At 45.5% G+C, this 15,741-nt stretch carries 9 protein-coding genes; all 9 read left to right on the top strand.

What is annotated here, in order from left to right; all coding sequences use genetic code 11:
• The first annotated feature begins 18 nt into the window (after positions 1 to 18).
• The 9 genes from nhaA (at position 19) to era (ending at position 15,739) form a co-directional block, all read left to right on the top strand.
• Complete coding sequence (gene nhaA / locus ACKU35_RS03835; protein ID WP_319763309.1) at positions 19 to 1,377, top strand: Na+/H+ antiporter NhaA; 1,359 nt, start codon at positions 19 to 21, stop codon at positions 1,375 to 1,377.
• A 24-nt stretch (positions 1,378 to 1,401) separates the two neighbouring features.
• Positions 1,402 to 4,086 (top strand): PAS domain S-box protein, encoded by a 2,685-nt coding sequence (locus ACKU35_RS03830; RefSeq protein ID WP_319763306.1) that lies wholly within the window; start codon positions 1,402 to 1,404, stop codon positions 4,084 to 4,086.
• Positions 4,086 to 5,144 carry an HD domain-containing phosphohydrolase gene (locus ACKU35_RS03825; protein WP_319763305.1) on the top strand — a complete coding sequence of 353 codons (1,059 nt, stop codon included), beginning with the start codon at positions 4,086 to 4,088 and terminating at the stop codon, positions 5,142 to 5,144. Before ACKU35_RS03830 ends, ACKU35_RS03825 begins: the two co-directional genes overlap by 1 nt.
• A gap of 205 nt (positions 5,145 to 5,349) precedes the next feature.
• Entirely contained in the window at positions 5,350 to 6,366 is a 1,017-nt protein-coding gene (locus tag ACKU35_RS03820; RefSeq protein WP_319763303.1) for an efflux RND transporter periplasmic adaptor subunit, read from the top strand.
• Positions 6,367 to 6,480: 114 nt separating this feature from the next.
• Complete coding sequence (locus ACKU35_RS03815) at positions 6,481 to 9,651, top strand: efflux RND transporter permease subunit (protein WP_319763302.1); 3,171 nt, start codon at positions 6,481 to 6,483, stop codon at positions 9,649 to 9,651.
• Positions 9,652 to 9,944: 293 nt separating this feature from the next.
• Positions 9,945 to 11,270: an amino acid permease gene (locus tag ACKU35_RS03810; RefSeq protein WP_319763300.1), complete on the top strand. Its 1,326-nt coding sequence runs from the start codon at positions 9,945 to 9,947 to the stop codon at positions 11,268 to 11,270.
• A gap of 239 nt (positions 11,271 to 11,509) precedes the next feature.
• Positions 11,510 to 11,803: an Hpt domain-containing protein gene (locus tag ACKU35_RS03805; protein WP_319763298.1), complete on the top strand. Its 294-nt coding sequence runs from the start codon at positions 11,510 to 11,512 to the stop codon at positions 11,801 to 11,803.
• 123 nt (positions 11,804 to 11,926) lie between these two features.
• Positions 11,927 to 14,329 carry a type I DNA topoisomerase gene (gene topA / locus ACKU35_RS03800; RefSeq protein WP_319763296.1) on the top strand — a complete coding sequence of 801 codons (2,403 nt, stop codon included), beginning with the start codon at positions 11,927 to 11,929 and terminating at the stop codon, positions 14,327 to 14,329.
• Between the two features lie 492 nt (positions 14,330 to 14,821).
• Positions 14,822 to 15,739 carry a GTPase Era gene (gene era, locus ACKU35_RS03795; RefSeq protein ID WP_319763295.1) on the top strand — a complete coding sequence of 306 codons (918 nt, stop codon included), beginning with the start codon at positions 14,822 to 14,824 and terminating at the stop codon, positions 15,737 to 15,739.
• Positions 15,740 to 15,741 lie beyond the last annotated feature (2 nt).

Raw genomic sequence — 15,741 nt, 5'->3', positions numbered from 1 at the left:
ACGAAGCAGGAATTTTCTATGAGTAAGCCGGAAGCACCAACTAAAGAAAATCAGCCCCGAATAGATAAAATGCTACAGCCTTTTTATGAGTTTGTAAGAATTGAATCATCGGGCGGTCTTGTTCTGATCATAGCGACTATTCTTGCCTTGGTCTGGGCTAATTCTCCCTTGGGAAATCTCTATGAATCGTTTAAAAACGTTCCCTTAACCGTTGGAGCAGGCGAGTTTATTCTTTCCAAACCGGTCATTCTCTGGATTAATGACGGGTTGATGGCTATTTTCTTTTTCCTGGTCGGTCTTGAAATCAAAAGCGAAATTCTTGTTGGAGAACTGAATTCTTTCAGACAGGCTTCTTTACCTATTTTTGCGGCCGTTGGCGGAATGGTCGTACCTGCCTTGGTTTATTACTTTTTCAATATTGGAACTAGCTCTGTAGACGGCTGGGGAATACCCATGGCCACGGATATTGCCTTTTCGCTTGGTATACTTTCCATGCTCGGGGATAGGGTGCCGCTCAGTCTTAAAGTCTTCCTAACTGCCGTGGCCATTGTCGACGATATCGGTGCGATTCTGGTTATTGCAGTGTTTTATTCTTCAGGCGTCTCTCTCTGGATAATAGGTCTGGGAATCCTTTTTTTCATTTGTATGATCATTTTGAACAGGCTCGGCGTGCGGCATCCCCTGCCATATCTTTTTTTCGGTTGCCTGATGTGGCTGGCATTCCTGAAAAGCGGTGTACATGCCACTGTAGCGGGAGTGTTGGCGGCTATGACCATTCCTGCTTCGACAAGGATCTGCTGTACAGATTTTCTGGTGCCCATGCGTAACCATCTCATGGAATATGAAATGGGAGGGGATAACAACAGGATAACCCTTTCAAATAAGCAGATGATTTCAGCACTTGGTAATATGAGCCGGGATGTACTTATGGCCAGTCCTCCACTGAAAAGGATTGAACATAATCTGCATTACTATGTTGCCTTTGGTATTATGCCCATTTTTGCCTTTGCCAATGCGGGGATAAATTTTAACGCTGAAGGCGGAGGGCTTGATATTTTTCATCCGGTAAGCCTCGGCATTTTTTTCGGCTTGATTGTAGGAAAAGTTGTAGGCATCTGCACTGCTAGTTGGATTGTTGTGAAAACAGGTCTTGCAGAAATGCCTAAGACACTTGTTCCAGGTCATTTTTTTGGGGCGTCTCTTTTGGCAGGCATAGGCTTTACCATGTCTATTTTTATTACCACGCTTGCCTGGGATGCTTCTTCCCAATTCATAATTGATGCTAAATTCAGTATTCTCGCAGCTTCAATTGTTTCCGGTATTTTAGGTTTTTTAGTTCTGCGAAGTTGCCCTCTTTCCGGTAAATGTGATAAATAAAGCGATTTTTTTTGATGTTCAATCATGCGTAGTACAAAATACAGTATAATTAAATACATCCTAGTTACGGTTTCTATCTTTGTGCTGCTGGATATTTTTGTTCAGTATCAGCTTTATCAAAGACATAGGAATGATCTCCTTTTAAATGTGTATCATGAGACATCTGCCTTACGTGCGCGTATCGAAAAGGAGCTGAACGGCAACCTTCTTCTAGTTCAGGGTCTTGCTGACTATATATCGTATCAGCCCAATCTGAGTAAAATGGATTTTGATCAGTATTCCCAAGGGATGATGTTCAAATCTGATTTGATCAGGATTGTCAGCGCCGCTCCGGATTATGTTGTCAAATATGTCTATCCTACCGTGGGTTATAATGGCTTGATCGGTCAGGATTACAGATTAAGCGAGAGCCGGTGGCAAGATATTAAAAACATTTCCAGTACGGGAAAAATGATTTTAACAGGACCTGTTGATCTTGCTGAAGGGGGAACGGGACTTGTAGGAGAGGCTCCTGTATTTATCCGCTCCAGTGAATATTTCTGGGGTATGGTTTCCGCCACTTTCGATGCTAACCTCATGCTTGAACATGCCGGACTGAATGAAGTTTCCGATTTAGAGATTTCCGTGCGTGGATTTGACGGTCAGGATGCTGAAAGTTCTGTCATCTACGGTAATGAAGATTTATTTGATCCGGATAAAGAGGCTGTGATCATGGAGGTAGTACTTTCCTCCGGTAAATGGCAGATAGCAGCCATACCAGAAAATGGATGGGATGTTGTTCCCCCTGAATCGCCATTACTGCACATGGTAATGCTGCTTCTGGTTATAAGTATTTCTTTTTCAATATACAAAGTTATCACTAAGAGATCCGAGATTGAAATGGTCAGGTCCAAACTAAGCGAAGCTCAGTCCATTGCGCATCTCGGTAACTGGTCGCTGGATATTTCAAATAACCGCTTATTCTGGTCTGAAGAGGTTTACCGTATTTTCGGGGTCATGGAGGATACTTTTAAACCTACACTCGATAAATTTTATGTTTTAGTTCACCCGCAGGATAGAAACGATGTTCAGGATACCTTTAAAAAAGCTATGGAAACAGGGGAGCTGTTTGCTCTTGATCACCGTATTGTAAGACCTGACGGTGAGGTGCGATATATTTCCAAGCAGGGTAAATTCATATATGACGAAGACGGTAAACCGCTCAGCTCATACGGTACGATACATGATATTACCGAGCGTAAACAAATAGAGCACAAGCTTCGTGAAAGTAAAAATCGTTTTGAACATGTGACGAATAAGCTTAGTCGCCAGTTCGTATTTTTTTCCCATACAATTGATGGTAAATTTATCCGTTTAAGTGAAGGTTTTTCCTATCTTGGGTTCGGATCTCCCGAGGAAGGTATAGGACGTAAGTGGACGGAACTTTTTAATTTCAGTCCTGATTCATTGGCTCTTGCCACGGAAAAAATTGCGTCGGTTATTGCCGGTAAAGTTGAATCAACTGAATATGAAATTCAGTTTACCACTCCGGACGGTCAGGAACGGTTTATGGTTGTTTACGTCTATCTGGCCTATGATTACGGGCTGGAGGAGAATGTCTACGAAGGCGTGGTTTATGATATAACCGAAAGGAAAGCCCATGAAGAAAAACTTAAAATTCTAAGCCGGGCCATAGAAAACGCACCTGTTTCTGTTGTTATTACCGACACCAAGGGTGATATTAATTACGTGAACCCTTATTTTTGCAAAGAAAGCGGTTATTCCAATGAAGAAGTCCTAGGTCAGAATTCCAGGATTCTCAAGTCCGGAGAACATGATGACAAGTTTTACGAGGATATGTGGGAGACTATCAGCACCGGCGAAACATGGCGCGGCGAGATTCTAAATAAGAAGAAAGATGGAACTTTTTATTGGGAGGCAGCATCAATTTCACCTGTCTACAATTCCGTTGGAGAAATTGTCAGCTATGTGGGTGTTAAAGAAGAAATCAGCGACAAAAAGGAGCTTGAACAGCTCAAATCTGATGTAGACTTGATAATGCGCCATGATTTAAAAACTCCCCTGAACGGAATCATAGGTTTTCCGGGGTTGCTGCAAATGGATGACAACCTTACAGATAACCAGAGGGAACTACTCAAGACAATCGAAAATTCGGGTAAGAAAATGCTCACTATGATCGATATGTCGTTGGATATGTTCAAGATGGAAACCGGAAGATACGAATATTTTCCCCTGCGGATTGATGCGCTCGGTGTGGCGCGTCAGGTTGTTGCAAACAGTGGGTCTCAAATTTCCGCCAGTAAGGTTGATGTTAAGGTCTTAGTTGATGGAGAGAGCGATTATGCTGAAAAATTGCTGGTATGGGGAGAGGAGAAGCTGATTTATTCTCTTCTGTCAGGGCTGCTTACCAACGCAATTGAGGCATCTCCTTTTGGTGAAGATATAATTATCGCATTTGAGCAGGGGGATGATATTACCATCTCTGTGTGCAATAAAGGCGTTGTTCCGCTTCCGATCCGGGATAGGTTTTTCCATAAATATGTCACTCAAGGGAAAGATAACGGGACCGGCTTGGGAACATATTCGGCAAAGCTGATGACTGAAGCAATGCATTATGAAATTGAAATGCGTACTTTCGATGAACTTAATGAAACAAGAATAATTATTACGATTCCCCGGGAACGATTTGATAAACGGGATGGTTATTAATGGAACGCAGACGAAAAATACTGGTTGTTGATGATGAACCGCACAATATTGTTCTGCTGGAAGGCATTCTTACTAAGCTTGGGTACGAGGTGGTAAGTTCAGAGAACGCGGTGGTGGCTCTTGAGAAGCTGGACCGTACTTTCGATCTGGTCCTGAGTGATGTGATGATGCCGGTGATGAATGGATTTGAGTTTGTCGCAAAAATTCGCGAAAATGAAGAAACGCAAGATATCCCGGTGATTATGGTCACAACCCTTTCTCAGAAGGATGACCGGCTTAAAGCTGTTTCTGTAGGCGCGAATGATTTTATCACCAAGCCCATCGATCTTGTGGAGCTTAGAATACGCACCGAATCCATGCTCAAGCAGAAAAGCCAGCAGGATGAAATCAAATCTTTTCAGTCCGACCTTCATGCGATGGTGGAAAACCGCACTGCGGAGTTGCGCGAAGCTCTGGCTAAGCTTGATGAAGCTCATGTAGAGACCATTCACCATCTTTGTGCCGCTGCTGAATACAAGGATGAAGATACAGCCGACCATCTGATCAGAATGGCCGAATACAGCAGAATTATTGCTGCGGAAATTGGTCTGGATAAGAAAACAGTCCAGTTGATTCATACCAGCAGCCCCATGCATGATATCGGCAAAATAGGAATTCCGGATAGTATTCTGCTTAAGCCCGGTAAATTGGATTTGGAAGAATGGGACATCATGAAAAGCCACCCCATTATCGGCGGAAAAATACTTTCCATGGGCAGCTCCGACTATATCAACATGGGTGCTGTAATAGCCTTGAGCCATCATGAAAAATGGAATGGCTCAGGATATCCCAGTGGCCTCTCAGGAGAAAAGATACCGTTTCCCGGTAGAATTTGCGCTATTGCCGATGTTTTCGATGCCTTGACCAGCAGACGTCCTTACAAAGAACCTTTCAGTGTAGAAAAATCGCTCGAAATTATGAAAGAAGGTCGCGGTACTCATTTTGACCCGCAACTGATCGATGTTTTCTTTGATAAACTAGATGATATTCTTGAGATACTGGAAAGTAGTGCAGATTAGTTTATATCTATAATTAACAGACTGATAAAATTAGTTAAAAAACGGCCATCTGCATTTGATAAAAAATGCATGGTCGTTTTTTTATTTTGTCTATAGATAAGATCGTTATGAAATGAAAAACCAATGCATGATGACTGGTGCTTCTTTTGTCGTTAAAGCGGCATTGTTATCCGTTTTAAAAGAAAATTTATATAAGGGGTAAATAATGAAGATACAAAGCAGACCGATTGTGCTGAAGTTCATCCTTCTGCTTATGTTGCATGTAGTCAGTCTTATTTTTTTATCGGCGAATGCCCATGCTTCTTCCGCCGCTGTTTTTAAAGCTGAGCAGGCTTCAAGAATTATCATGCTGACAGGATTCACCCGGCCAAGGGTGACCATGACTCTGGTCAGTGAAGAATCTGCTGTCTGTACAAAGGTGTATGCCGATGTGGGCGATACAATCGTAGATAGTGGAAAGTTTGCCGAGCTGGACCCCACATTCATCAAGCTTGAAATTGCCCAGTTGCAAGCTGATTTAAAACGGTTGCGTTCAGATCTGACTTATTATGACAAGGAAGCCAAACGGTATACCAAACTGGTTAAACAGAATACCGCCTCCCAATCTGAACTGGACCTTCACATTCGTAATTTTGAATCTGCGGAAGCTTTGCTGCGCTCTACACAGCTCAAGCTGAACGTAGACCGTGAGCATCTGCGGCGCTATACCCTGCGCGGACCGGGTGGCTGGCGTGTCATTAAGCGTTATATTGAGCCGGGTGAATGGGTCAACAAAGGTGAAAAGGTCGCAGAACTTGGCAATTTTAAAACACTTCTGGTTCCTTATGCACTGACAATTCCCGAGCTTAAAAAGATCCGCAACTCAAAGAATATAAAGCTTAATCTTCCGGATATATCCCTTGAAGTTCCAGCCGAACTTGAACGTATTTCCCCTGATTTTGATCCAGATACACGCAAGGTGGAAGTGGATTTGGAAATCAGAAAGGGCAAATTTGGATTTCGGGGAGGTTTGCGTGCTGAGTTGGAAATTAAAATGCCTGATCCGGGCGGGGCAATTGTTATTCCTAAGTCAGCATTGCTCAAAGCCTACGACGATACTTTTTTAGTCCGTCCAGACGGAGTGCGCGTAAAAGTACTTGTGCTTGGCGATACTGCGGATGGAAAAGTTCGCGTCTCTTCACGGGCTGTTAAAGCCGGGGAAGAATTTCTTACCAAGCCCTAAACAGATTTATATTCACCAGCAGCGAAGCTTGATTAAAAGCTGTAGTAGAGGCCAGAGGAACATTTTCCAAAAGTATTCTCTGGTCATTTAAGGGCCTCCGGAGGCATTAAAAGAATGAAAAAATTATTACATTTTACCCTTAAACAGACGGTTTTCATCAATATCATTTTCATCCTGTTGATGATTGTTGGAGTATTCAGCATGGTCGATCTTCCTGTTGAGCGTTATCCTAACGTTCATATGGGAAAGGTTGTAATCTCCGGGTTTCTGCCGGGAGCTTCACCGTCCGATGTGGAAGCATTGGTGACCAAAAAGATTGAAGATGCGCTGGATGATCTTGAAAATGTTGAATATATCCGTTCAAGGTCCTTTCGCGAACGGTCCAGCATCATGGTTAAATTTCTTGATGATACCGACTATGCCAAAGGGTACGATGAACTTCGTTTCCGGGTTCTTTCAATCCAGAATGATTTACCACGTGAAATGGACCCGCCTGTTTTTACGGAAATAAATGTAAGTGAATGGCTTCCGGTAATCAGGGTCTGCCTTGTGGGAGACCGCGCCAACCGTGCTCTGTCAATGATGGCTGACGAGATGAAAGTGCCCCTAAGGAAGATTCCGGGGGTTAACGAGGTTGAGGTGGAAGGGGAATATACCCGCGAATTCCACGTAAACCTTGATCCCCGCAAACTGGTACGTTTCAAACTTACTTTTGATGATGTGGCTCGTGCTCTGGATGATGCAAACATATCGATCCCTGCAGGTGATTTCTCATCAGTGGACGGTGAGTTTGTGATTGTTGTGGATGAAAGATTCCGTACCCGTGAAGAAATTGCCGATACCATCGTGCGTATGGACGGTGACGGATCATTTGTTACCGTCGGAGATGTGCTTAGCAGCGCCTTTGTTTCCTACCGTGATCCGCAGGTGATCACCTCTGTAAATGGCCGTAATGCAGTGACACTGAAGATTGTTAAATCTTTGGATGGTAATGCGGTTAACATCGCTGAAGATGTCGTTAAGGTAACTGATTCATATAAAGATTTACTTGAAAAGGAGGGTGTTGAAGTTGTCCTGACCAGCGATCAGCGGGTGCATATTGAAGATGCGATTAAGACTCTGGGCATGAATCTGCTGGTAGGTATCGTTCTTGTCTTTGTGATTATCTATTTGTTCATGGGTTTCAGGAATGCCGCGCTTACTACTGTAGGGGTGCCTTTTGCTTTTCTGGTGACCATGATCATCATGAAACTGACCGGGAATTCGCTTAATCAGATTACGCTTTTTTCTTTTGTTCTGGTCAGCGGAATTATTGTGGATGATGCCATCGTAGTGGTTGAAAATGTTTTTCGTCATATTCAGGAAGGCAAGCCACTTAAGGACGCGGTTGTGGATGGCACATCAGAAGTCTTCCTTCCTGTTATTTCGGCAACGGCTACTACAGTAGCCGCTTTCCTGCCTATGCTGCTGATGACCGGCTCCACCGGAGAATTTTTTGCTCAGGTTCCGAAGGCGGTTACTTTTGCCCTTGTTGCTTCACTGGTCGAATGCCTTCTTATTCTGCCCCCGCATTTTCTGGATTGGCCCGGTGCTGATAAGCTGATGAAAAACAGTGAGAAACATACCCGCGAACGGGGCTTCATGATCCCACTGCGCAGATGGACAGATAAGCTTCTTTCCGTTGCAATCCGGTTCAGATTTGTTTCATTGGCAGCGGTTTTCGGATTATTTGTCGTTTCTATCATTATCCTCGGGGTCTCGGTTTCCGGGAAGCTTCCGCTTATCAAAATTAAATTTTACCCTGATGACTACTCTCTTTACTATATCGAGCTGGAAGGTCCGGTCGCCACGCCTATTGAGCTTACTTCGGATAAACTCAAGCGTATTTCTGTTTTTGTGGAAAAAATGGGACCGGGCATAGCTAAATCAGCTTCTGCTTTTGCCGGATTCTATTTGAATGAAGATTATGAAGTTGTCTACGGCTCCAACCTCGGAAATATCGTAGTAGAAATGCCGACTAAGGATAAGCAGGTTTTTGCCGATGCGCCTGAGAATGATCCGGGGGCGCATCTTGAATATATGCGCAGGAAACTGGATAAATTTAAGGAACCGGGCTGGACTTACCGTATTCGACCGGAGAAGGACGGCCCGCCGTCAGGTAAGGATATAAATATCAGAGTTCTTGGCGCGGACCATACTTCCGTTAAGGGACTCGCTGCGGCAATATTAAAGTTTCTCAAGGAAAATGATGCTCTGAGTCCGAATCTGGTGAATCTGGCTACCGACGACGGTACGCCCAACCGTATTTTCAGGTTTAATCCTATCAATGAACGGATAGCTGAATACGGCCTGACACCTAAACAGGTTGCCGGATTATCAGGATCGGTGCTGGATGGCCGCTTTGTCGGTAAATTCAGGCTTTCAGATGAGGATGTAGACCTGCGTTTGAAGATAGATCCGCAGTATCTGAACAGCCCGGAGGATGCCCTTTCCGTACCAGTGCTTGAGCATAATGAAAGCCCGGTGCGTATTGGCGATATCTGTAACGTCTCCATGTATATGGAGCCGGGGCAGTTCAACCGGTATATGGGCCAGCGGGCGGTGACAATTACGGCCAATATTAAACCCGGGTCCCGCCTGTCATCACCGGTAGCAGTTAAGAAGGTCAGTGATTTTTATGAATCCGTTCAGGCTGATTATCCGGGCGCGACAGTTAATTTTTCAGGCGAATATGAATCCACACGTAAGTCGTATACTTCATTGGTTTACGCCTTTATGACCGCGATTCTGATTATTTACTTGATTCTGGCCACCCAGTTTCAGTCATACGTTCAGCCTGTGATAATTCTTTCAGCAGTGGTATTTTCCCTTACCGGAGTCATATTGGGGACTTTTTTTTCCCAGACTATCTTCACTGTGAACAGCTTTATCGCCACTGTAGGGGTTACCGGGGTTGTAGTTAATGACTCTCTTGTACTGCTTGATTTTATGAATAAAATTTATAAGTCCGGCATAAACCGTAAAGCCGCCATGCGTGAGGCGGTGCGCATTCGGCTGCGCCCTATCCTTTTAACTACTTTGACAACCACTCTCGGCCTGCTGCCCATGGCGGTAGGGATTCCTTCCTATTCTCTGGTGTGGGGCGCCATGGCTTCAACATTTGTAACCGGTCTTTGTACTGCTACTTTTCTGACCCTGTTCATTATACCAATTGAATGGGATCTTCTGATGGGATTTATGGAATGGAGGGCAAAAAGAAGAAAAGTTAAAGAAGGAACAGTGTAGAGATTTGTATTTTTTTGAATTTTTGCAATATGAACCCCCTTTTTTTATGGAAATGAGAAAAAAATCTGGACAGAATCATGATATCCGCGCAATTACATCTGGTTGTGCCTGATCATGATTATTTTCAGCCCTCGTTTTTATATGTCTCCAGCAGTAAATGCATGGCTGTATTTTATGATCATTGTTTTTTCGCGTATGTGTTGCTTCCCTGATTTTAATTTTTCAGATGCTGGACTGCTTATTTTATGATGGGAAGGTTGAACGGAAGAAGTGTAAACGGGGTGATTGTTGATATGGAGAATTTACAGAAGAAATACGGTTTCTGGACTGCGACAGCAATGGTTGTGGGGATTGTAATCGGATCCGGGGTTTTCTTTAAGGCTGATAACGTATTAAAAGCCGCGGGCGGAAATCTGCCTACCGCGCTGCTCGCTTGGTTGATAGGTGGCGCGATCATGGTTGTTACCGCATATGTTTTTTCGAAAATAGCGACCCGCATTGAAAAGGTTAACGGTCTGGTAGACTATTTCGAGGAAGCTTACGGTGAAAAGGCCGGCTATATGGTCGGCTGGTTCATGACCTTTATTTATTATCCGACCCTTGTTGCGGTTCTCGCCTGGGTTTCCGCCAACTACACAGTTGGACTCATTGGAATGAAGGAATTTCTGTGGCCCCTTTCTTTCATTTACCTGACTGCATTTTTTCTGCTTAATTATTACTCCCCGGTTCTGGCCGGTAAATGGCAGGTTTCTTCCACTGTAATCAAGCTTATTCCCCTTGGTCTTGTGGCTGTTGTGGGCGGTCTTGCCGGCCTTTCCAGCGGACAGACCATGCAGAATTTCACGCAGACTGCAAGTGAAATTGCAGGCAGCGGCGGCGGTTTGGCTGTGGCGACCCTTTCCACGGCCTTTGCTTACGAAGGCTGGATTATCGCCACCGTAATCAACGCCGAACTTAAAGATGCTAAAAAGACCCTGCCCCGTGCACTGGTTGTCGGTACCATCGCGGTTATGAGCATCTATATGCTTTACTATCTGGGTATTTCCGGCGTGCTGACCAACGATCAGGTTCTCGCTGAAGGCGATGCCGCTCCTGTACGCGTTATTGAAATGATCTTCGGCAATGTGGGCGGCACTATGCTGACCGTGTTCGTTATCATCTCCTGCCTCGGCACCCTTAACGGCCTGATTATGGGCTCTGCACGCGGCATGTTCTCTATTGCGTCACGTAATCTCGGACCTAAGGCAAGTCTTTTTAAGCAGGTTAATCCGTCTACCAACTGTACCAGCTGGTCGGCGATCATCGGTTATTTCCTGTCCTGTTTCTGGCTGCTGGTCTGGTACGGTAACTTCCACGGCTGGTGGGGCCAGTTTATGGATGTTTCAGAGCTGCCCATCGCGTTTCTGTACGTAATTTACATTTCCATTTATATCTGGGTGATGAAAACTTTCACCGACCTCGGACCCTTCAGCCGTTTCCTCTGTCCGCTGTTGGCGGGATGCGGCTCGATGTACATAATCTGGGGTGCCATCCAGAAAGACATGTTCATCCACTTCCTGATCCTGTTCTTGGTAATACAAGCAGCAGGAGTCATGTTGATGAACAGTTCTAAAAGGTAAATGACAAAAGCCCGCACTACGCGGGCTTTTTTTATGTATGAAGGGAGTCTGCCGGTGGCCTAAAACCCTTTTTGTAAAAAGAGTTTAAGGATTTCCAAAACTTTTGATAAGCTTCGCAGATAGCGAGATAATACGTCATTTTATTAGTATTTTTTTGAGATCCAAGCGGTAAATCCAAGCGGTAAATCCAAGCTGAATAAATTTGGGAAAATCCGCTGATAGAGACGCCGGAGGTATATATGGGCACACTTGAAGATAAAATAGCTGAGCTTAATAAAAAATATGCTGTTGCGCTCGGCGGCCGTATTGAAGAGCTGTACGGGTATCTGGCTGCGTATGAAAAAAAAGGTTCTGCCCGTGATCTTGAAAAGTTTTATAAAAGTGTCCATGCTGTGGCCGGTTCGGCACGGACTTTCGGGTTGCCGGAAGTTTCGGTCAAGGCCAAAGACCTGGAACTCTCTGCCCGTGATGGTGAAGATATAAAAATTTTATATGAGAAATTATCCCTTTTGAAAAAGTGTGTTTCTTCCTGATTTTTTGGTGAGTTAAAAATAATTTTTAGGGAATGGATATAGCATCCTGTTCAGTGATAAAGCTGCGCGTAATGATTTTTTATAGTTGCATAGTGTCAACTTGATGGTTATAGGCTGCAAACTATGAGCAAAGATTTGATTGTTGTTGAGTCCCCGGCAAAGGTGAAGACTATCAGTAAGTTTCTTGGCAGGAACTATCAGGTTGCTGCGTCCGTAGGTCATGTCCGCGATCTGCCCAAGAACAAACTTGGAGTCGATGAAGATGGTGATTTCACGCCCCAGTATCAGGTCATTCCCGGTAAGGAAGATGTGGTCAACAAACTGAAGAAGGCAGCGGCTAAAGCCGATCATGTCTTCCTCGCACCTGACCCCGACCGCGAAGGGGAGGCCATCGGCTGGCATGTTGCGGCCATTATCAAGGAAGTGAACGAGAACGTCAGTCGTATCCAGTTCAACGAAATTACCGCACGGGCCGTTAAAGAAGCTTTGGAACATCCACAGCAGCTTAACGAGCAGCTTTTTGACTCGCAGCAGGCCCGCCGTATTCTTGATCGTCTGGTGGGTTACAAAATTTCTCCCATTCTCTGGAAAAAGGTTAAACGCGGAATTTCCGCAGGTCGTGTCCAGTCCGTTGCGCTTAAGCTGGTAGTGGAAAGGGAAAAAGCCCGACGGGCCTTTATCCCTGAGGAATACTGGCTCTTCAAGGCGCACATGGAAGGTAAGAACCCACCTCCTTTTGTGGCCGATCTCTGGAAAGTTGACGGCAAAAAAGCTGAGATAGGTTCTGCTGAAGAAGCCGAAGCACTCCAGAATAATGTGAAGGGCGCGTCTTTTGAGATTACCGATCTCACTGAGAAGGAACGCAAGCGCAATCCCCTGCCTCCCTATATTACTTCTACTTTGCAGCAGGATGCCAACCGCAGGCTCGGCTATTCCGCCAAGCGGACCATGACCCTTGCCCAGCGTCTTTACGAAGGGGTTGAGCTCGGGGACAAGGGAACCACCGCACTGATCACCTATATGCGTACCGACTCCGTGCGAATCGCCAATGAAGCGCGTGATGCCGCCAAGGAAGTGATTCTTGATAAGTACGGTGCTGAATTTTATCCGCCCAAACCGCGGGTCTTTAAATCAAAGGGCGGGGCTCAGGATGCTCATGAAGCCATTCGCCCGGTTGATGCGACTATTATGCCTGAGGATGTTAAATCTTTCCTTCCCGCTGACCAGTTCAAGGTCTACAAGCTTATCTGGAATAGGTTTATCGCTTCGCAGATGGCTCAGGCCCGTTTCTGGGACACAGTAGTAACAATTCAGGCTAACAATACCATCTGGCGTTCAAAGGGCGAACGGTTGCTCTTTCCCGGTTTCATGCGCGTAACAGGTAAGACCGGTGACGAAAAGCTCATCGAGCTGCCCAAGCTGGAAAAGGGTGAAGTGCTCAAAGTCGAAAAGATTGACAGTGAGCAGAAATTCACTCAGCCTCCGGCTCGTTATTCCGAGGCTTCCCTTGTTCGCGAACTGGAAGAAAAGGGCATCGGCAGGCCGTCTACATACGCATCAATCATTTCCACCATTCAGGATCGCGGCTACGTGAATCTGGAGGAAAAGAAATTTATTCCCACTGAATTGGGATTTGTGGTCAGCAATCAGCTTTCCGAACATTTCAAGGAACTTATGGATGTCGGGTTCACCGCCGCCATGGAAAAGCAGCTTGATGATGTTGCCGAAGGGAAGCTTGAGTGGACCTCACTGATGAAAAAATTCGCTGACGGGTTTTATCCCACACTTGAAACCGCATCCAAGGAAATGAAGCGCGGCGGAGAGGATACCGGGATTACCTGCGAAAAATGCGGATCACCCATGGTTATCAAGTTCGGACGGACCGGTGAATTTCTCGGCTGCTCCAACTATCCGGACTGTAAGAATATTGTTAACTTCACTCGTGACGATAAAGGTAAAATTGTCGTTCTTGAAGAAGAGCCGCCGGAAGAGACCGGGGTTACCTGTGAAAAATGCGGTAGTCCCATGGCGATCAAACGTTCAAGCCGGGGTGAATTCCTCGGATGTACCGGATATCCGGACTGCCGGAATATCAAGAATTTCGAGCGTGACGATGAGGGTAAGATCAAAGTTGTGGAAACTCCTTCAGCACAGATAGTCGGTAAATGTCCTGACTGTGACGACGGGGACCTGATCATCAAGCATGCCCGCACAGGCAGTAGGTTTATTGCTTGTTCAAATTATCCTGACTGCAAGCACGCCAAGCCATTTTCCACCGGGGTTAAATGTCCCCGCGAGGGCTGTAAGGGTGAGTTGGTGGAAAAAAGCTCCCGCCGCGGCAAGCTCTTTTATTCCTGTGACCAGTACCCGGATTGCGATTATGCTGTCTGGTATCCGCCTATTGATGGTCCCTGCCCCAAGTGCGGACATCCTGTTCTGGTCAAGAAGACTACCCGCGCCAAAGGCGAGCATATTGCCTGCCCGGAAAAAGGTTGCGGATATGTTCAGGGTGAAGAAGAAGGTTAAATTTGAAGCAAAGCTTCTCGTCTAAGGGATAATGCAAGAATCCAAAACCTTTTGTGAGGGCTTAGCCGTGATTATTTGTAGATAATTTTGATAACTATCTGGTTTCACGTGAAACTAAATAAAGTCTAAATTTTTTATAGTTGAGTGATCGATCTAAAAGACCTTTCCAAGGGCTAATTGGAAAGGTCTTTTAGCGTTTAATCAGGCCGTTTCAGGAACGTGTTTTTTGAAGTTGGCTTAGTAACCGATTTTCGTGTATTTTGCTTTCGGCGGTTTGACGGAAAGGGACATATTATGTTTCCGCAAACCAGATATGAAACTTAGCGACAGCCAATTTGGAATTCTAAAGGGGCTTGCTCCTCTGAATCCACAGAAGGCGCTCTCGGAGACTTTGCAGCAGTTAGGCGAGAAGATTTGCTTCCAGTCTTGCTGGTGTTGAGAGCAGAGAAGACGCCGGAGGCCTTTAAGGCACATTTTAACGAGGTAATAACTATGTCAGAAGAATATAAATTCGGTTGGGTGGCTTTGATCGGCCCTCCCAATGCAGGTAAATCCACTCTCATGAACCATTATCTGGGGCAGAAGGTGGCAATTGTTTCCCCTAAACCCCAGACCACCCGAAACCGCATCAGCGGTATCCTGAGTGATGAAAATTCGCAGGTTGTTTTTCTGGATACTCCCGGTATTCACCGTATGCGCGGCAAGATGAACCGCTTTTTACTGGATTCAGCATGGGAAGCTCTGGGCAATGCCGACGCTATTGTGGTTCTTTTTGATGCTGCCCTCTATGCGTCCAAGCCGCATCTCATGGAACAGGAACTCGCTCCGGTGGCCAAACCCGTCAATCAGTCACACAAAAAGATTTTTGTCGCGGTCAACAAGGTTGATAAAGTCAAAGATAAGGCCATGCTTCTTCCGGTAATGGAAAAAGCGCAGCAGCTTTGGCCGGAGGCTGAATTTATTCCCGTTTCCGCCCTAAAAGGTGAGGGTGCCGACGTGCTTTTGGAAAAAGTGGTTGAAGCTCTGCCGGAAGGGCCGCCCATGTTTCCCGAAGATCAGGTTTCCACCGTGCCTATGCGTTTCATGGCATCAGAAACCGTGCGTGAAAAACTTTTTATGAGTCTGCAGCAGGAACTTCCTTATTCCACTGCGGTTGAAATTGAATTTTGGAACGAGGAGCCGGACCGCAATCTGGTAAATATCGGCGCGATTATTTATACAACCAAGAAGAACCACAAGGGTATGATCATCGGTAAGGGTGGACAAAACCTTAAGAAAATAGGCACTCAAGCTAGACGTGAGTTGGAAGATATGCTGGAGATGAAAGTTATGCTCGAGCTGTGGGTCAAGGTACGTGAAGGCTGGACCGAGGATGTGGGATTTTTGCGCTCCTTGGGGCTGGGTGAATAGTC

Origin of the sequence: Maridesulfovibrio sp. (assembly GCF_963676065.1) — a bacterium.
Taxonomy (GTDB): domain Bacteria; phylum Desulfobacterota; class Desulfovibrionia; order Desulfovibrionales; family Desulfovibrionaceae; genus Maridesulfovibrio.
The sequence above is the reverse complement of the archived record's forward strand: the minus strand, read 5'-3'. Positions and strand labels throughout refer to the sequence as shown.

Excerpts from the sequence above, each read along its gene's own strand:
- era (WP_319763295.1), top strand. The coding sequence starts at position 14,822 with ATGTCAGAAGAATATAAATTCGGTTGGGTGGCTTTGATCGGCCCTCCC.
- ACKU35_RS03815 (WP_319763302.1), top strand. The coding sequence starts at position 6,481 with ATGAAAAAATTATTACATTTTACCCTTAAACAGACGGTTTTCATCAAT.
- topA (WP_319763296.1), top strand. The coding sequence starts at position 11,927 with ATGAGCAAAGATTTGATTGTTGTTGAGTCCCCGGCAAAGGTGAAGACT.
- ACKU35_RS03810 (WP_319763300.1), top strand. The coding sequence starts at position 9,945 with ATGGAGAATTTACAGAAGAAATACGGTTTCTGGACTGCGACAGCAATG.
- nhaA (WP_319763309.1), top strand. The coding sequence starts at position 19 with ATGAGTAAGCCGGAAGCACCAACTAAAGAAAATCAGCCCCGAATAGAT.
- ACKU35_RS03805 (WP_319763298.1), top strand. The coding sequence starts at position 11,510 with ATGGGCACACTTGAAGATAAAATAGCTGAGCTTAATAAAAAATATGCT.
- ACKU35_RS03825 (WP_319763305.1), top strand. The coding sequence starts at position 4,086 with ATGGAACGCAGACGAAAAATACTGGTTGTTGATGATGAACCGCACAAT.
- ACKU35_RS03820 (WP_319763303.1), top strand. The coding sequence starts at position 5,350 with ATGAAGATACAAAGCAGACCGATTGTGCTGAAGTTCATCCTTCTGCTT.
- ACKU35_RS03830 (WP_319763306.1), top strand. The coding sequence starts at position 1,402 with ATGCGTAGTACAAAATACAGTATAATTAAATACATCCTAGTTACGGTT.